Consider the following 17158-nt stretch of genomic DNA (forward strand, 5'->3'; position numbering starts at 1 on the left):
GGTGGTGTGCCCGGCGCCGCCGCCGAAGCCGACCAGCACCCCGGCCGCGCCGGTGCGCATCAGGTGCAGCGCCGCGGTGTAGGTGGCGCAGCCGCCCACCACCACCGGCACGTCCAGGTCGTAGATGAACTGCTTGAGGTTGAGCGGCTCGGCGCGGCCGGAGACGTGCTCGGCCGAGACGGTGGTGCCGCGGATGACGAACAGGTCCACCCCGGCGTCCACGACCGCCTTGTGGTACTGGGCGGTGCGCTGCGGGGAGAGCCGGGCGGCGGCGACCACCCCGGCCTGGCGGATCTGCTCGATCCGGCGGCCGATCAGCTCCTCCTTGATCGGCTCGGCGTAGATCGCCTGCAGGCGCTCGGTGGCGGCCTCGTCGCCCAGCTCGCTGATCTCGGCCAGCAGCGGCTCGGGGTCCTCGTAGCGGGTCCACAGCCCTTCCAGGTCCAGCACGCCCAGGCCGCCGTGGCGCCCCAGGGCGACCGCGGTCTCCGGGGAGGAGACGCTGTCCATGGGGCTGGCGACCAGCGGCATCTCGAACCGGTAGGCGTCGATCTGCCAGGCGATCGACACCTCCTCGGGGTCGCGGGTGCGGCGGGCGGGGACGATCCCGATCTCGTCGAGCTCGTAGGCCCGTCGCCCGTTCTTGCCCAGCCCGATCTCCACCTGAGCCAACGCTTCGCTCTCCTCGCTGCTTACTTGCGGCCGCTGTAGTTCGGCGCCTCGACGGTCATCTGGATGTCGTGCGGGTGGCTCTCCTTGAGCCCGGCCGCGGTGATCTGCATCAGGCGCCCCCGGTCCCGCAGGTCGTCGACGGTGCGGGCCCCGGCGTACCACATGGACTGGCGCAGCCCGCCCACGAGCTGGTGGGCGACGGCCTCCAGCGGCCCGCGGTAGGGCACCTGGCCCTCGACGCCCTCGGGGATGAGCTTCTCCTCGGTGGTGACCTCGGCCTGGGAGTAGCGGTCCTTGGAGAAGGAGCGGCCGCGCATGGCGCCCAGCGACCCCATGCCGCGGTAGGTCTTGTACTGCTTGCCGTTGATGAAGATGAGCTCGCCCGGGCTCTCCTCCACGCCGGCCAGCAGGCTGCCCAGCATCACGGTGCTCGCGCCGGCCACGATCGCCTTGGCGATGTCGCCGGAGTACTGCAGGCCGCCGTCGGCGATGACCGGCACCCCGGCCGGCCCGGCCGCCTTGGCGGCCTCCATCACGGCGGTGACCTGGGGGGCGCCCACCCCGGCCACGACCCGGGTGGTGCAGATGGAGCCGGGGCCCACCCCGACCTTGACGGCGTCGGCGCCGGCGTCGATGAGCGTCTGCGCGCCGTCCCGGGTGGCGATGTTGCCGGCGACCACGTCCACGTCGGTGTGGCCCTTGAGGGTGGCCACGGTGTCGGCCACGCCGGCCGAGTGGCCGTGCGCGGTGTCCACCACCAGGAAGTCGACCCCGGCCTCCAGCAGCCGCTTGGCGCGCTCGACGGCGTCGGCGCCCACGCCCACGGCCGCGCCGACGACCAGGCGGCCGTCGGCGTCCTTGGTGGCGTCGGGGAACTGCTCGCTCTTGATGAAGTCCTTGACGGTGATCAGCCCGCGCAGCCGGTCCCGGTCGTCGACCAGCGGAAGCTTCTCCACCTTGTTCTCGCGCAGCAGGCGCAGGGCCTCCTCGCGGCCGACCCCCACCGGCGCGGTGACCAGCGGCATCGGGGTCATCACGTCGCGGACCCGGCGGCTGCGGTCCAGCTCGAAGCGCATGTCCCGGTTGGTGACGATGCCGACCAGGCGGCCCTCGGCGTCGGTGACCGGGGCCCCGGAGATGCGGTAGTGGGCGCTGAGGCGCTCCACGTCGGCGAGGGTGTCGTCGGGGCCGCAGGTGACCGGGTCGGTGACCATCCCGGCCTCGGAGCGCTTGACCAGGTCGACCTGGGCGGCCTGCTCGTCGGCGGACATGTTGCGGTGCAGCACCCCGGTGCCGCCCTGGCGGGCCATGGCCACCGCGGTGCGGGCCTCGGTGACCGTGTCCATGGCCGCCGACAGCAGCGGCATGCGCAGGTCGATGGTCCGGGACAGCCGCGTGGAGGTGTCGGCCTCGCCGGGCTGCAGGTCCGAGTACGCCGGCACCAGCAGGACGTCGTCGTAGGTGAGTCCGGGCGGAAGGACCTTGCCGCCCTCCCCCGTATAAAGCTGTGTCATGGATATCCCAACCACTCGCGCGTGCAGCCCCATCCTAGAACCCCTGGCCACGGGCTCACCCCGTGAACGGGCTCACAGGCGGCGGCACCAGCGGTCGGCGGGGATGCGGGAGGGGCGGCGGCAGCCGCGCGGTCCGGGGGTGCGCGGCGCGTGGCCGGGCGGCTCAGAAGAGGCGGTTCGCCACGGCCACGTGCCGAAGCCGAGCAAGAGCTCGGTGCTGGGCAACCCGTACCGCGCCCGCCGACATTCCGAGTACATGTCCGGTCTCATCTGCTGACAGTCCCGCAATCACGCGCATCACGAGCAGCCTGCGCTGCTGCTCGGGGAGTTCTTCCAAGAGGGCCCGGGCCCGGTCGGCCTCGACCCTGCGCACCGCCGCCTCCTCCGGGGAGGGGCCGTCGTCGGGCCGGTCGGGGACGGTGTCGGTGGGCACGTCGGCGCGGGTGGAGGTGCGCAGCGCGTCGGCGACCTTGTGGGCGGCGATCCCGAAGACGAAGGAGGCGAAGGGCCGGCCCATGTCCTCGTAGCGGGGCAGGGCCGACAGCAGGGCGATGCACACCTCCTGGGCCACGTCGTCGGTGTAGTGGGCGTACCCGGAGACCCGGGAGAGCCGGGCCCGGCAGTACCGCACCACCATGGGGCGGATCTCGCGTAGGAGCGAGTCGACCGCGCCGTGGTCCCCCTGGACCGCCAGCGTGGTCAGCCGCCCCAGCTCCGCGTCATCGGTCGCTGGGCGCCGGGGTGCCGAGCGCCTGGCCAGCACGGCCCCGGCGGCGCGTTGATCCGTCACGCCTCGAATCATGCCCCGACCACCGCCCCTTAACGTCACGAACGACGACTACAGAATGATCACATTTGGTGGAAATGCCGGGTAAAACACGCGTGCCCCGGGTGGGACCCCGGGGCACGCATGGTAGTGCAGAGCGGCCTCTAGTGCCCGTGGCCGTGGCCGTGCCCGGCGGCCTCGCCCTCGTCCTCCTCCGGCTTGTCCACCACCAGGGCCTCGGTGGTGAGCAGCATGCCGGCGATGGAGGCGGCGTTCTCCACCGCGGAGCGGGTGACCTTGACCGGGTCGATGATGCCCTGGGCCATCAGGTCGCCGTAGGTGCCGGTGGCGGCGTTGAAGCCCTGGCCGGCGTCCAGCTCGGCGATCTTGTAGGTGACCACGTAGCCCTCGGCGCCGGCGTTGACCGCGATCCAGCGGGCCGGCTCGGGCAGGGCGCGGCGCATGATGTCGGCGCCGGTGGCCTCGTCGCCGGTCAGGTCCAGGCCGTCCAGGGCCGAGACGGCGTGCACCAGGGAGGCGCCGCCGCCGGGGACGATGCCCTCCTCGATCGCGGCGCGGGTGGCCGAGATCGCGTCCTCCAGGCGGTGCTTCTTCTCCTTGAGCTCGACCTCGGTGGCCGCGCCCACGCGCAGCACCGAGACGCCGCCGCCCAGCTTGGCCAGGCGCTCCTGGAGCTTCTCGCGGTCCCAGTCCGAGTCGCTGGCCTCGATCTCCTTGCGGATCTGGCGGACCCGGTCGTCGACCTCGGACTGCTCGCCGCCGCCGTCGACGATGGTGGTCTCGTCCTTGGTGACGGTGATGCGGCGGGCGGTGCCCAGCACGTCGATCTCGGCGTTCTCCAGGGTCAGGCCGACCTCCTCGGCGATGACCTGGCCGCCGGTGAGGACCGCGATGTCCTGCAGCATGGCCTTGCGGCGCTCGCCGAAGCCGGGGGCCTTGACCGCGGCGACGTTGAGGGCGCCGCGGATCTTGTTGAGCACCAGGGCGCCCAGCGCGTCGCCCTCGATGTCCTCGGCGATGATCAGCACCGGCTTCTTCTGCTGGACGATCTTCTCCAGCAGCGGCAGCAGCTCGTTGAGGTTGGAGATCTTGCCCTGGTGGATCAGGATCAGGGCGTTCTCCAGCACCGCCTCCTGGCGGTCGCCGTCGGTGACGAAGTAGGGGGAGACGTACCCCTTGTCGAACTGCAGGCCCTCGGTGAACTGCAGGTCCAGCCCCATGGCCGGGGACTCCTCGACGGTGATGACACCGTCCTTGCCCACCTTGTCGAAGGCCTCGGCGATCAGGTCGCCGATCTGGGCGTCCTGGGCGGAGTTGGTGGCCACGTAGGCGATGTCGGCGCGCTCGCCGACCTCGCGGGCGCGCTTCAGCAGGGCGTTGGACACCGCCTCGGCGGCCACGCCGATGCCCTTGCGCAGGGCCACCGGGGAGGCGCCCGCGGCGACGCTGCGCAGCCCCTCCTTGACCAGGGCCTGGGCCAGCACGGTGGCGGTGGTGGTGCCGTCGCCGGCGGCGTCGTTGGTCTTGGTGGCGACCTCCTTGACCAGCTGGGCCCCCAGGTCCTCGTAGGGGTCCTCCAGCTCCACCTCGCGCGCGACGGTCACGCCGTCGTTGGTGATGGTCGGGGCGCCGAACTTCTTGTCGATGACGACGTTGCGGCCCCGGGGGCCCAGGGTCACCTTCACGGCGTTGGCGAGGCGGTCGACGCCGCGCTCCAAGGCGCGGCGGGCGTCCTCCTCGAACTCCAGGATCTTCGGCATGGCTGTGGAACTGCCTCTCCGTGCAAGTACGGTGATGTGCGAAAGCCCCGCCCGGCACGCGGGCCGGCCGGGGCTGGTGCACCGCGGAACGGTGCGAGGAGGTCCTACTTCTCGACGACCGCGAGCAGGTCGCGGGCGGAGAGGACGAGGTACTCCTCGTTGTCGTACTTGACCTCGGTGCCGCCGTACTTGCTGTACAGGACGACGTCGCCGACCTTGACGTCGAGGGCGACGCGGTTGCCCTTGTCGTCCAGGCGGCCCGGGCCCACGGCCAGGACCTCGCCCTCCTGGGGCTTCTCCTTGGCGGTGTCCGGGATGACCAGGCCGGAGGCGGTGGTCTGCTCGGCCTCGAGCGTCTTGACGACGACGCGGTCCTCAAGCGGCTTCAGGACGGTCTTGGTGGCGGTCGACACGGGTGTGACCTCCCCCTTCAGGTTCGATGATGCGGAACGGCATTCTTGTCAAAAGGGGCGACCACGGCGGCCTGCCGTCGCGGGTGCCAGACCGGCCTCGTCGCGATTAGCACTCTAACGTCGAGAGTGCCAGTACCGAACATTAGCCCGGCCTCTCGGGCGCGTCAAACAACTGGTCACAGGGGGAAGCATTGCCCGAGACAGGGCCTGGTGAGCGGGCCGGCGAGGCGTTCGCGGCGCTGCTCACACCGGTGGGCGGGCGGCTGCTGGAGCAGGCCGCGCTGGAGGAGGCCCGCGGCGATGCGCTCCGCGCCGCCACCCGCCTGCGGGCGGTGGCCGAGGAGGCCGCCGGTGAGCTGCCCGGCGGCGCCGACCCGGCGGGCGTCGCGGCGGCGGCGCTCACCCAGGCGCGGCTGCGCTCACGCGCGCGCGAGAAGTTCGGCGACCGTGCCGCGCGGATGTTCTTCACCCCCGACGGCCTGGAGCAGGCCACCCGCGCCGAGGCGGCGCGGCACCGGGCCGCGCGGTTCGCCGCGGCACTGGGCGAGGGGGCCCAGGTGGCCGACCTGTGCTGCGGCATCGGGGCGGACGCGGCGGCGCTGGCCGGGTCCGGCCTGCGGGTGGAGGCGGTGGACGCCGACCCGCACACCGCCCAGGTCGCCGCCGCCAACATGGCGGCGCTGGGGGTGGACGACCGGGTCGGCGTGCGCGTGGGCACGGTCGGCCCGGAGTGGGCCCCCGCCCCCGGCACCGACGCGCTCTTCTGCGACCCCGCGCGGCGCGGGAAGCGGGGTCGGGTGTTCGACCCGGACGCCTACTCCCCCGCCTGGGACACCGTCGAGGCGCTGGCGCAGGCGGCGCCCGCGGCCTGTGTGAAGGCCGCGCCCGGACTGCCGTACGAGCGGATCGCGCCCGGGGTGTCGGCCGAGTGGGTGTCGGTGGACGGCGAGGTGAAGGAGGCGGCGCTGTGGTACGGCGGGCTGGCCGACGGGGCGGCGCGCCGGGCCACCCTGCTGCGCGGCGGCCGCGCCCGCACCCTGGCCGGCGGCGCCGAGGAGGAGGCGGCCCCGGTCGGCGCCCCGGGGCGCTACCTGTACGAGCCGGACGGCGCGGTGGTCCGGGCGCACCTGGTGGCCGAGGCGGCCGCGCAGGTCGAGGGGGTGCTGCTGGATCCGCGCATCGCCTACATCGCCTCCGACCGGCTGGTGGACACGCCGTTCTGCCGCGCCTATGAAGTGCACGAGGCGATGCCGTTCTCGCTCAAGCGGCTGCGCGCCGCGGTGCGCGCCCGCGGGGCGGGCACCGTAACGATTAAGAAACGCGGATCGGCCGTGGACGTGGAGCGGCTCCGCCGCGACCTGCGCGCCACGGGCCCCGGATCGGTGGTGGTGGTGCTCACCCGGATCGGCGAGAAGCCGTTCTGCCTGCTGTGTTCCGAGGTCAGCGGCGCCTCTTGAACAAAAGGGATGAATTGCGCTTTTCGGGAATTCGGTGGAACGGCGATGACTCCCGGTGATTCCGGTACTAGCGTTGCTCCGTGGAACTTCCGGGAGACAAGCGATCTTCGGCACTCGACCGCGGCGAGCGAGGCCCATGTCGTTAAACTGGCCCGCGCGGTCGGCGTTTCCCTTTCGGCGGATCCGTCCGGCGGCGGCAGGCGGGCGCGCTCCGAGCCCTCGCCCCACCGCCGCGCCCGCGACGGTCACCGCACGCGTTCGACCCCTGGCGCCGGGTGATGCGCCCCGCCGCCCCCGCGCCGACGTCCCGACTTCTCCCTCCCCCGTCCCTTCCGTCCGGGCCGGGGGCCCTCTTCAGAGCACTTAAGGAGCGCCTCGGTGGAACAGAGCAGCCACAACTTCCTCAACGGGGGAGGTCAGACCGGCATCTCCGACCGGATGCGGGACCTGCTGTCCCGGGCCGCCCAGGAGCAGGTCTCCGAGCAGAAGTCCCAGGGCGCGGTGTCCGAGGAGATGCGCCAGCGCCTGGAGGGCATGGAGTGGCTCCTGCGCGAGTTCCGCGAACGGGAGTTCACCACGCTCGCCGAGGCGGTCTCCGCCGTCCAGGGCAAGGTCGACGACCTGGGCGCGCGCCCGCCGGAGTGGGCCGAGACCCTCGCCGAGCACATCGAGATGGTCGGGCAGCGGGTCAAGCCGCTCGCCGAGATCCCGGCGCTGCGGTCCGACGTGCGGGGGGTGGCCGACCACGTCACCAGCGCGCTGGACCGGATCAAGGAGCTCTCCGAGGAGCAGGCCCGCACCCGGGCCCGCCTGGACGAGGTCGGCACCGGGGTCGAGGAGGTCGGCGGGGGCGTGCAGGCGCTCTCGGCGGCGACCGAGGAGCGCCTGGCGGCGCTGGTCGAGCGCGTGGAGTCGCTGGAGTCGTCGCTCGGGGCGCTGTCGGAGTCCGAGAAGGAGCGGGCCGAGACGCTGACCACGGCGCTGCAGGAGCAGCACGGGTCGCTGGAGGCCCGCGTCGGCGAGAACCACGAGGCCCTCACCACGGCGCTGCGCGAACAGCGCGAGGCCCTGGAGACCCGCGCCACCGAGAACCACGAGGCCCTCACCACCGCCCTGCAGGAACAGCGCGAGGCGGCCGAGACCCGCGCGGTCGAGAACCACGAGGCGCTCTCCAGCACGCTGCAGGAGCAGCGCGAGGCGCTCACCTCCGAACTCGCCAAGACCGCGGCCAAGCTCACCGCCCAGAACGAGGAGAACCACGCCGAGGCCACGGCGGCGGTCGCCGACGTGTCCGGGGCGCTGGGCAAACTGGCCGAGTCCACCGAGCAGCGCCTGGGCGAGCTGCGCACCCACGTGCGCGAGCGCCTCGGCGAGCTGCACGAGCAGCTGGAGCTGCACCGCTCGGAGCTGCGCGAGCGCGACGACCAGTACCGCGAGCACCTGGCCGAGCGGCTGGAGGAGACCGCCCGCGGGCTGCGGTCGCAGGCCGAGGAGGACCGGGCCGCCGCCGCGGCGGAGCTGGAGTCGCTCAAGGGCGCCCTGGAGGCGGGCATCACCGCGCTCAACGCCAAGAGCGACGAGCACCGGACCTCGGTGGGCGAGCGGATCGACGGGCACCTGGAGGCGATCAGCGGCCGCTTCGACAGCGGGCTCGGCCGACTGACCGACCGGTTCGACACCTTCGAGGGGCACTTCGAGGGCAGCTTCGACGGGATCGGCGGGCGCCTGGAGGGTATCGAGGGACGCCTGGGCGGCGTCGAGGGCAAGTTCGAGGGGGTCAACGGCCACCTGGAGGGCGTCGACGGGCAGATCGACGGCGTGGACGGGCGCCTGGAGGCGGTGGACGACCGCCTGGAGGCGCTCAACCAGCGGCTGGCCCAGCTGCCGTCGCTCATGGAGGTCTCCGAGCTGCACCGGCGCCTGACCGAGCTGTCCGAGCGCCCGGTGGTCGACCACGGCGACCGGCTGGACGCGCTGGAGAAGGCGCTGACCGGGGCGCTGGCGCCGATCGCCAAGGACGTGCAGGCCCGCCCGGACCGGCACGAGCTCGAAGAGGCGCTCAGCGAGGCCGTGGAGACCTCGCACGACGACGTCACCAAGCGCCTGGCGGCGCTGGAGGAGACCATGCTGGCCCTGGCCGAGGCCCTGCTGCGCCCCGGCAAGGACGGCCGCAAGAAGCGCCGCCGCGACGAGGACGATGACGACGACGAGTGACGGGGCGGCGAGGGGACCTGTGACCCTCCCGGCCGGCCGCGGGTGAGACACCCGGCCACCGGACCATGAAGGGGCGGGCCGAAGGCCCGCCCCTTTTTCGTGGGACTCGTACGTGGGGCTCGTACGTGGGACGCAGACGGCACCGACGCGATGGCCGTTCAGGCGGCGGCGAGAGAGACGAGGAGGACGAGGGGGACGAGGGAGCGGGGCGGTTCCCCGGCCCTGGATGTCGGCCGCCGGGTTCCTCAGGGTCCGGGGGATCCGCAGCGGCGGCACAGCAGGTACCCCGCTCACGGACACCGGCCGAGCGGCGGGGCGGCAGGGTGTCGGCAAGAGGCGGCGACGAAGAAGGCGGGGCCGTTCCCCGCGGCGCTGGCAGTCGGCCGCCGGGCCACCCGGATGCGCCCGCTGCACACGACACCCCTATCGAGAGTGGTGAAATCGCCACGCAATGTGCAATCGGGTGGCAATATCACCACTCACGATGCCCCGACCGGCCCTCCCCCCTCGCCCGCACCACCGAAGGCCCGAGGCCGGTGAAACGAGGGGCCGCGCGCCGGGAACGCCCCGCCTCCCCCTTCCGAACCGGGCCGGTGCGCGGCGGCGGCCAGACCAGAACCGGATTCGGTGCCCGATCCCCCTCCTAGCGGTACCGCGGTTCCACCAACACCCCCGCCGTCACCCAGAGTGAGCACGGGCGGGATGACGGCGGCGCGAAGACCGGCGCAGGCCGCCGCCCCCGCCCGGCTCCAGCGGACCCTCTCCAGCCAAAACCGGACGATCGGCACCATTCCCGACTTTTCTCGACCGAATCCTGTTCTGGTCTGGCCGGGATCGCACCCGGACCGCCCGAAGAGGCGTCGACGAGCGCGCCCTCCCCCATCGACAGCCGTGACGTTCCGTATTACCCCAGGTCAGAAGAGTTACGCGCAGCCCCGGGGCAGTCGGCGGCCGCCCCGCCCGGACCACGAGAAACCCGGCACCCGACAAGAGCGGCCGGGGAACCGCCCCGCTTCCTCGTCGCCGCCTCCTACCGGCACCTCCGCCGACCCGCCGCCCGGCCGACACCCGCGAGCGGGGCACCAGCCACGCCGTCGCCGCAGATCCCCCCGCACCGCAAGGAACCCGGCACCCGACAGGAACAGCCGGGGAACCGCCCGGCCCATGCCGCCGTTTCCCCCTTCCCCGTCAGGGGGCCAGGGGCATGTTCACCGGGAGGGAGGTGTCGGTCGCCAGGTCCAGGCGGGACGGGGGCAGGCCGGCGGCCACCACCTCAGCGCCCAGGGCGCCGATCATCGCGCCGTTGTCGGTGCACAGCTTCGGGCGCGGGACGCGCAGCCGCACCCCGGCCTCGGCGCAGCGCTCCTCGGCCAGGGCGCGCAGCCGGGAGTTGGCCGCCACCCCGCCGCTGATGACCAGGTGGTCCACGCCGTTGTCCACACAGGCGTCGACCGCCTTACGGGTCAGCACGTCGACCACCGACTCCTGGAACCCGGCGGCGATGTCGTCCACCGGGAGCTCTCGGCCCTGTCCCCCGGCGTCCTCCACCCAGCGGGCGACCGCCGTCTTCAGGCCGGAGAAGGAGAAGTCGTAGGTGCCGTCGCCCCACTTGCCTCGCGGGAACCGGATCGCCCCGGGGTCGCCCTCGCGCGCGGCGCGGTCGATCGGCGGGCCGCCCGGGTAGGGCAGCCCCAGCAGGCGGGCCACCTTGTCGTAGGCCTCGCCGGCCGCGTCGTCCACGGTGTCGCCCAGCGAGCGGACCCGCGTGGCCAGGTCCTCCACCAGCAGCAGCGAGGTGTGCCCGCCGGACACCAGCAGCGCCACCGCGGGCTTGGGCAGCGGCCCGTGCTCCAGCTGGTCCACGGCCACATGGCCGACCAGGTGGTTGACCCCGTACAGCGGCACGTCCAGCGCCATCGCGTAGGCCTTGGCCGCCGAGACGCCCACCAGCAGGGCCCCGGCCAGCCCGGGGCCGGCGGTGACCGCCACCGCGTCCACGTCCGAGGCCGCCACCCCGGCCTTGTCCAGCGCGCGGCGCACCGTGGGCACCATGGCCTCCAGGTGGGCGCGGCTGGCCACCTCCGGGACGACGCCGCCGAAGCGGGCGTGCTGCTCCACACTGGAGGCGACGTCCTCGCCCAGCAGCGTGCAGCCGCGGACCAGGCCCACGCCGGTCTCGTCGCACGACGTCTCGATGCCCAGGACCAGGGGGAGGTCGTCTCGGCTCATCGGATCCTCTCCTCGCCCGAGCGCTCGGCCGCCGACGCCGAGCGGCGCATCACGATCGCGTCGGCGTCGCGGTAGTACTTGCGGCGCACCCCGATCTCCCCGAAGCCGAAGCGGCGGTAGAGCTCGCGGGCGCGCGGGTTGTCCGAGCGCACTTCCAGGAACATCTCGGTGACGCCCCGCTCCTGCGCCTCGGCGAGCAGGGTCGTCAGCAGGCGCGTGCCCACGCCGTCCCCCTGGGCGTCGGCGCGCACCGCGATGGTCTGCACGTCGCCCTCGGGCGGCACCGCGCGCAGCCCGGCGTAGCCCACCAGCTCGCCGCCGCGGTCGGCGACGAAGTAGTGCCGGGTGGGCTCGGCCAACTCGCCGCGGAGCATGTCCTCGCTCCAGGCGTCCTTGGGGAACAGGGCGCGCTCCAGCACCATGACCGGCGCGACGTCCTCCCCCTCCATCGGGCGGACCCGGACCTCGCTCACGCCTTCCACTGGCCCACCTTCTTCGGCCCGGACGGCTCGGCCGCGTCGGGGCGGCGCAGGTACAGCGGCCGGGGGTCGTCCAGCTCCTCCCCGGCGAGGAGGCGGCGCAGGACCAGCTCGCCCAGGGCCGAGGCCGTGGGGTACAGCGGCGCGAACGCCTCGTCGCCGTCCTCGGGGCCGTTCCGGGCGCCGCCTCCCAGCTCGGCCGGGTAGAGGGCGGCGCCGTGCCCGACCACCGGCAGGCCGCCGGTGTCGACGTCGGCGGGGCGGTCCACGGCGATCGCGCCGGTGCGGGTGGAGGCATCGGCGTACCGGGCCCAGAACACCTCCTTGCGGCGGGCGTCGCTGGCCGCGATGAACGGGCCGGTGCGCCCGGAGGCGTAGGCCAGGGCGTCCAGGGTGGGCACCCCGTGGCAGGGGACGCCCAGGGCGTCGGCCAGGGAGAGCGCGGTGGCCAGGCCGACCCGCAGGCCGGTGTAGGGGCCGGGGCCGACGCCGACGGCGATGCCCGCCAGGTCGCCGAGGCGGGTGCCGGCCTCGGCGATCGCCTCCTGGATCGCCGGGGCGAGCAGCTCGCCGTGGCGGCGCGCGTCCACCGAGGAGGTGGCGGCCGCGGTGCGGACGGTGTCGGGGCCCCCGCCGGCGGGGGCCTGGCAGACCGCGGCGGTGACGGCCGGGGTCGCGGTGTCGAAAGCCAGGAGCAGCACGGTCGACCAGCCTACAGCCGCACGCCGTCCCAGCGGGCGCCGATGCCGGTCAGGCGCACGCGGCGGGTGTCGTCGGGGCGGCGCTCGATGGCCACCTCCAAGCGCTCGTCGGACAGGCCCTCGGCCACGTCCTCGCCCCACTCCACGACGGTCACCGCGTCGGGCAGGGTGGCGTCCAGGTCGATGTCGTCGAGCTCGTCGGGACCGGAGAGCCGGTAGGCGTCCACGTGCACGAGCGACGGGCCGCCGGCCAGCGGCGGGTGGATGCGCGAGATGACGAACGTCGGCGAGGTGATGGGGCCGCGGACCTTCATGCCCTCGGCCAGGCCCTGGGTCAGGGTGGTCTTGCCCGCCCCGAGCGGCCCGGACATGATGACCAGGTCGCCGGCGGCGAGCACGCCGGCCAGGCGCACGCCCAGGTCGCGCATGGCGGCGTCGGTCGGGATCACGTCGGTCTGGTTCACGGATACCAGGGTAGGCGGCCTCAGGGTGCGCCGGGACCGGAATAGGAACGGGCGACCCGGGGGCCGATCCGGGTGACGACCTCGTAGGGGATGGTCCCGAGCACCCGGGCCCAGTCCTGGGCGCTCGGCTCCCCGCGGGCGGGGTCGCCGAAGAGCACCGCCCAGTCGCCGGGGTCGGCGGTGTCGTCGCCCAGGTCCAGCACGAACTGGTCCATGCACACGGTGCCGGCGATGGTGCGGATCCGCCCGCCCGCCAGCACCGGGGCGGTGTTGGTGGCGGCCCGCGGCACCCCGTCGCCGTAGCCGACGGGGACCAGCGCCAGGTTGGCGGGGGCGGCGGTGGTGTAGCGGTGGCCGTAGGAGACGCCGCTGCCCGCGGGGACCCGCTTGACCAGGGCGATGCGGGCGCGCATGGTCATCGCCGGGCGCAGGCCGGGCACCTCCATGCCGGGGATCGGGCAGAGCCCGTAGGAGGCGATGCCGGGGCGGACCAGGTCGTAGTGGGTCTCGGGCAGGGTGAGGGTGGCCGCGGAGTTGGCGAAGTGCCGGACGCGGGGGCGCAGCCCCGCCTTCTCGGCGATCTCCAGGGCCTGGGTGAAGACCGAGGCCTGCGCGGCGATCGAGGGGTGGCCCGGCTCGTCGGCGCAGGCGAAGTGCGAGAAGACGCCGGTGACCTCGATCTCGCCGGAGGCCTCGGCGGCGGCGGCCGCGGCGGTGAGGGCGGGCCAGTCCTCGGAGGTGATGCCGCCCCGGTTGAGGCCGGTGTCGGCCTTGAGGTGCACCCGCGCGCGTCGGCCCTCGGTGCGGGCGGCGCGGACCACGTCGTCGAGGACGTGGCCGGCGGAGACGCCGAGCTCGATGTCGGCGGCGATGGCGGCGCCGAGCGGCGCGCCGGGCGGCAGGATCCACGCCACGGCGGGGGCGGTGATCCCGGCGGCGCGCAGCTCCAGGGCCTCCTCCACGAAGGCGGTTCCCAGCCAGGAGGCCCCTCCGGCCAGGACGGCCCGGGCGGCGGGGACCATGCCGTGCCCGTACCCGTCGGCCTTGACGACGCCCATCACCTGCGCGCCGCGGGCCCGGTCGGCCAGCAGCGCGGTGTTCTCGGCGATCGCACCCAGGTCGACGTGGGCTTCGGCGGAGTTCGGTGGCATGGATTCAGTTTTGCACGCACCGGACGCCGCCCGTGTCAGGTCGGCACGGGACGGCGCTCACGTCCCGCCCCCGGTCAGGGCGGGCGCGGGGCGCCGCCCCGGCGTCAGCGGCCCTCCGGGCGGCGCGGCAGCAGGAGGGAGGCCAGGCCTGCGGCCGCGTACGGCAGCTGCCCCGGGGCCGCCATCCCCGCGATCTCCAGGGCGGCCCTGCCCGGGCTGCGCAGGAGGGTGCGGGCGGCAGGAGGCGACCAGGGCACCGACCATCCGCCGACGGCCAGCGCCAGGAGCGCCGCCGCGCCGGCCAGGGACCAGGCGGCCTCGGCGCCGGACGCGGACGACAGTGTCTCGATCGCGGCCTGCAGCACCGGGAGCGCGTAGGCCGCCCCTTCCGGCCCGGCCCCGGCCGGGGGCGATACGGGCAGGGCGGCGGCCGCCGCGGCCGCGGTCCCCACCACCGCCGTGGCGCCGATCGCGGGCGCGCCGGACTCCAGCCTCCGCCGGGCGGCGTCCAGGCGGGCGTGCGAGGGGTAGGGCCGCCACGGGCGGCCCGCCGCCCGGGCCGCGCCCATCGCGTGGGCCCGGCGGTGCCGCAGGAAGCGCCAGCAGTCGAAGAGCGCCGAAGGCCCCGTTCGGGCCGCCCGGACCTGCACCGCGACTTCGTGCGCCATCGCGGCCAGGGCGGTGGCCGCCGTCACCGGGAAGCGGATGGCGGCCAGGGCGGAGCGCCGGAACACCGGGGCGATGTCGCCCGGCACCCGTACCCGCGCCCGCACCTGGCGGCCGCGGACGGCGCGGGTGAGCCCGGCCAGCGGCTCGGCTCCGGGCAGCGGCGGCGTGGTGTCGGCGGTGGGCCGGGCCAGCCGGTGGTCGAGGAGGACGCCGGCGACGAGCAGCGCGAGCAGCAGCCACCGCACCAGCGCGCCGTCGCCGGTCAGCGCCGCCAGGAACGACCCGACGGGGTCCACGGCCAGGCCCTCCACAGCCGCGTTGTAGCGGGTGTGCACCACCGCGGCGGTGCCGACCGCCGCCGCCGGCAGCAGCCACAGCCAGGCACCGTAGTGCCGGCGGCCAACCACGGCCAGCCCGAACGCCCCGGTGACCAGCGCGGTGAGCACCCCGTGGCCGGGGAAGACCGGGCCGTCGGGGAGCATCTGGGTCCACCCGGGCAGCAGGGTGAAGAGCCGGTGTTCGGCGCCGCCGACGACCGCCCCCTGGGAGGCCAGCGCCGCCAGCCCCTGCTCGGCCAGGTGGAACCCGGCCCCGGAGGCCGCGCCGAGCAGCAGGTAGTCGACGGCGGCCAGGCGGCGGAATCGGCGGCGGGCCACCGGCCACAGCGCCAGCAGCGGCAGCAGCTTGCCGAGCTCTTCGGTGTAGACGGCGATGTAGACGCCGGCGCCGGCGCCCATCGCCTCCGGGCCCAGGGCCTGGGCGAGGACCTGCTGCACGAACGCGATCGGCCACAGCATGAGCGCGCCCAGCGGCACGATCCGCACCAGGGTGGCGAAGCCGACCGTGCGCGAGCGGGCCGGAACGGCCAGCTGGACCAGTAGCCAGAGCACGCCGAAGGCGGCGGGGACGGCGGCCGAGACGCCGGGCGAGAACAGGGCGGCGAGGGCGAGCACGACCAGCAGGGCCCAGCAGGCGCCGCCGCGCACGGCGCGCAGCGCGCGGGCGGTCCCGGGGGCGTGCTCGCGCAGGGACCGGGCGCGTTCGGACAGCCGCTCGGCGAGGTCGGGGCCCGGGGACCGGGAGGTGCGGGCGTGCCGGCCGCCGGTCTCCAGGCACCCGTAGCGCTGGGCGGAGCGCATCAGGTCGGGGTCGCGGCGGTCCTGGGCCTCCTCGGCGAAGCCGGCGCGGACACCGGGCACGTCGGCGCCGACGACGGCGCGGACGAAGGCGTCGGGGCCGGCGGCCACGGTCAGCTCGTCGGCGGTCACCAGGACCGCGGCGGACAGGTCCTCGACGGCCAGGAGCAGGTCGGTGGGGTCGTCGCCCCAGCCGCGGATGACCTCCACCACGGCGGCGGAGGTGGCGGGGGCGTCGGTGACCGGTTCGTAGGCGTACTCGGCGCGGGTGCGGCAGACCAGGATCCGCTCCACGCCCATGGCGGCGGCGCCGCGCACCACCGCGTCGATCAGGGCGGTGTCGCGGGGGGCGAGGAAGGGGGCGACGACCTTGCGCTCGTCGTCGGTCCAGGCGGTGGCGAACTCGGTGGAGTTGGCGCACACGCGCAGGACCAGGTCGCGGGTGAGCATGGGCTGGACGTCCATCGTCTCCCTCGTGCCGGCTCGGGGGGTGCGAATCGGGGGTCGCCTCCGCGTCGGGGGCGCCTACGCTATCGCGGCCCCTGCGGCCGCCGGAAGGCGCGGGTCGGGGGTACGGTCACGGGCATGAACGGCGAGAGCAGGGGCGGCCCGGTGGCGGGCGGCCCACACAGGCCGGGCGGATCCGGCGGGCCCCGGGTGCGGGAGGGCGTGGTGTTCCCCGACACCGGCGACGGCCACCGGTGGGTGGTGGGCGCGGTCGTGGTGGACGGGCGCGGGCGGGCGTTCGCCCAGCGGAGGTCGCCGGACCGGAAGGCCTTCCCGAACTGCTGGGACGTGGTGGGCGGGCACGTCGAGGCGGGCGAGTCCGCGGTCCGGGCGCTGGCCCGCGAGGTCGCCGAGGAGACGGGGTGGCGGCTGCGCTCGGTGGAGGCCGAACTGTTCCGGCTCGTGTGGACCCCGGACGACGGGGTGGACCGGCACGAGGTCGACTACCTGGTCCGCGTGGACGGCGACCTCTCGTCGCCCCGCTTGGAGGAGGGCAAGCACACCGAGTTCATGTGGGTGGACGAGGAGCACCTTCACCTCCTGCACGACGAACGCGACCCGGGCGACTACTTCATCGCCGACATCGTCCAAAAGGGGCTGGAGGCCGCCCGCCACCTGGGCTTGAACGATTCCGACTGACACGCCTGTCCCGGATTCCCCGCCGATGACGAAGGGGGGCCGATTCCAGCCGTAGCGCGGTCGGGTAGCGGGCGTGCGGATGGCCGGTATGGGTTGGCGGCGACGGCACGGCGGGTCGGTTCCCCGGCCCCGCTTGCCGAGCGCCCGGCCCCTCGCGGTCCAGGTGAGCAGCGGTAACGACGACAGGCGGCCGGTCCCAACCGCAGCACTGTCGGGCGCCGGGCGTGCGGATGGTCAAGGAGCAACGGCGACGGCGCAGGCTGGTACCCCGCTCCGGCCTGCTTGCCAGGCGGCGGGGCCCTTCGGCGCAGGAGTAAGGGCGGCGACGACAGGGGTCGTGTCCGCTGGAGTGGTGGAACTCTCGGC

General features: G+C 74.6%; 13 protein-coding genes and 1 pseudogene (1 of these 14 cut by a window edge). 3 read left to right on the top strand and 11 right to left on the bottom strand.

What is annotated here, in order from left to right:
• From D450_RS29660 to groES, 5 genes and pseudogenes are all read right to left on the bottom strand, one after another.
• Positions 1–663 (bottom strand): annotated as a pseudogene (locus tag D450_RS29660) (GuaB3 family IMP dehydrogenase-related protein); it reaches 401 nt to the left of the window's first position.
• 29 nt (positions 664–692) lie between these two features.
• Positions 693–2186: an IMP dehydrogenase gene (guaB, locus tag D450_RS0107030; protein ID WP_017537967.1), complete on the bottom strand. Its 1494-nt coding sequence runs from the start codon at positions 2184–2186 to the stop codon at positions 693–695.
• A 163-nt stretch (positions 2187–2349) separates the two neighbouring features.
• Entirely contained in the window at positions 2350–2976 is a 627-nt protein-coding gene (locus tag D450_RS0107035) for a sigma-70 family RNA polymerase sigma factor (RefSeq protein ID WP_017537968.1), read from the bottom strand.
• 140 nt (positions 2977–3116) lie between these two features.
• On the bottom strand, positions 3117–4733 hold the full coding sequence (groL, locus tag D450_RS0107040; RefSeq protein ID WP_017537969.1) for a chaperonin GroEL: 1617 nt from the start codon (positions 4731–4733) through the stop codon (positions 3117–3119).
• Between the two features lie 104 nt (positions 4734–4837).
• Positions 4838–5146 carry a co-chaperone GroES gene (gene groES, locus D450_RS0107045; RefSeq protein WP_017537970.1) on the bottom strand — a complete coding sequence of 103 codons (309 nt, stop codon included), beginning with the start codon at positions 5144–5146 and terminating at the stop codon, positions 4838–4840.
• A gap of 191 nt (positions 5147–5337) precedes the next feature.
• Here groES and D450_RS0107050 point away from each other — a divergent pair, with 191 nt between their 5' ends.
• Together D450_RS0107050 and D450_RS0107055 are read left to right on the top strand one after the other, a co-directional pair.
• On the top strand, positions 5338–6603 hold the full coding sequence (locus tag D450_RS0107050; protein WP_017537971.1) for a class I SAM-dependent methyltransferase: 1266 nt from the start codon (positions 5338–5340) through the stop codon (positions 6601–6603).
• Positions 6604–6981: 378 nt separating this feature from the next.
• Entirely contained in the window at positions 6982–8817 is a 1836-nt protein-coding gene (locus D450_RS0107055) for a coiled-coil domain-containing protein (protein WP_017537972.1), read from the top strand.
• Between the two features lie 1188 nt (positions 8818–10005).
• Here D450_RS0107055 and tsaD read toward each other — a convergent pair.
• The 6 genes from tsaD to D450_RS0107085 all read right to left on the bottom strand — a co-directional run bounded on the left by tsaD (position 10006) and on the right by D450_RS0107085 (position 16111).
• The gene (tsaD, locus tag D450_RS0107060) at positions 10006–11046 is read right to left on the bottom strand and encodes a tRNA (adenosine(37)-N6)-threonylcarbamoyltransferase complex transferase subunit TsaD (protein WP_017537973.1); all 1041 of its coding nucleotides are present in this window, start codon (positions 11044–11046) and stop codon (positions 10006–10008) included.
• Positions 11043–11528 carry a ribosomal protein S18-alanine N-acetyltransferase gene (gene rimI, locus D450_RS0107065; RefSeq protein WP_017537974.1) on the bottom strand — a complete coding sequence of 162 codons (486 nt, stop codon included), beginning with the start codon at positions 11526–11528 and terminating at the stop codon, positions 11043–11045. Before rimI ends, tsaD begins: the two co-directional genes overlap by 4 nt.
• On the bottom strand, positions 11516–12226 hold the full coding sequence (gene tsaB, locus D450_RS0107070; protein ID WP_017537975.1) for a tRNA (adenosine(37)-N6)-threonylcarbamoyltransferase complex dimerization subunit type 1 TsaB: 711 nt from the start codon (positions 12224–12226) through the stop codon (positions 11516–11518). Before tsaB ends, rimI begins: the two co-directional genes overlap by 13 nt.
• Positions 12227–12237: 11 nt before the next feature.
• Entirely contained in the window at positions 12238–12690 is a 453-nt protein-coding gene (tsaE, locus tag D450_RS0107075; RefSeq protein WP_017537976.1) for a tRNA (adenosine(37)-N6)-threonylcarbamoyltransferase complex ATPase subunit type 1 TsaE, read from the bottom strand.
• Between the two features lie 20 nt (positions 12691–12710).
• A complete protein-coding gene (gene alr / locus D450_RS0107080) occupies positions 12711–13841 on the bottom strand; it encodes an alanine racemase (protein ID WP_017537977.1) in 1131 nt (376 codons plus the stop codon).
• Between the two features lie 104 nt (positions 13842–13945).
• A complete protein-coding gene (locus D450_RS0107085; protein WP_017537978.1) occupies positions 13946–16111 on the bottom strand; it encodes a PrsW family glutamic-type intramembrane protease in 2166 nt (721 codons plus the stop codon).
• Between the two features lie 192 nt (positions 16112–16303).
• On the opposite strand from D450_RS0107085, the gene D450_RS0107090 reads away from it, so the two are divergent.
• On the top strand, positions 16304–16792 hold the full coding sequence (locus D450_RS0107090) for an NUDIX domain-containing protein (protein WP_017537979.1): 489 nt from the start codon (positions 16304–16306) through the stop codon (positions 16790–16792).
• The last annotated feature ends 366 nt before the right edge of the window (positions 16793–17158 follow it).

Origin of the sequence: Nocardiopsis halophila DSM 44494 (assembly GCF_000341245.1) — a bacterium.
GTDB lineage: Bacteria > Actinomycetota > Actinomycetes > Streptosporangiales > Streptosporangiaceae > Nocardiopsis_A > Nocardiopsis_A halophila.

Bases quoted from the DNA above. Each gene is read 5' to 3' on its own strand.
- guaB (WP_017537967.1), bottom strand. From the start codon at position 2,186: ATGACACAGCTTTATACGGGGGAGGGCGGCAAGGTCCTTCCGCCCGGA.
- groL (WP_017537969.1), bottom strand. From the start codon at position 4,733: ATGCCGAAGATCCTGGAGTTCGAGGAGGACGCCCGCCGCGCCTTGGAG.
- tsaD (WP_017537973.1), bottom strand. From the start codon at position 11,046: ATGAGCCGAGACGACCTCCCCCTGGTCCTGGGCATCGAGACGTCGTGC.
- alr (WP_017537977.1), bottom strand. From the start codon at position 13,841: ATGCCACCGAACTCCGCCGAAGCCCACGTCGACCTGGGTGCGATCGCC.
- D450_RS0107085 (WP_017537978.1), bottom strand. From the start codon at position 16,111: ATGGACGTCCAGCCCATGCTCACCCGCGACCTGGTCCTGCGCGTGTGC.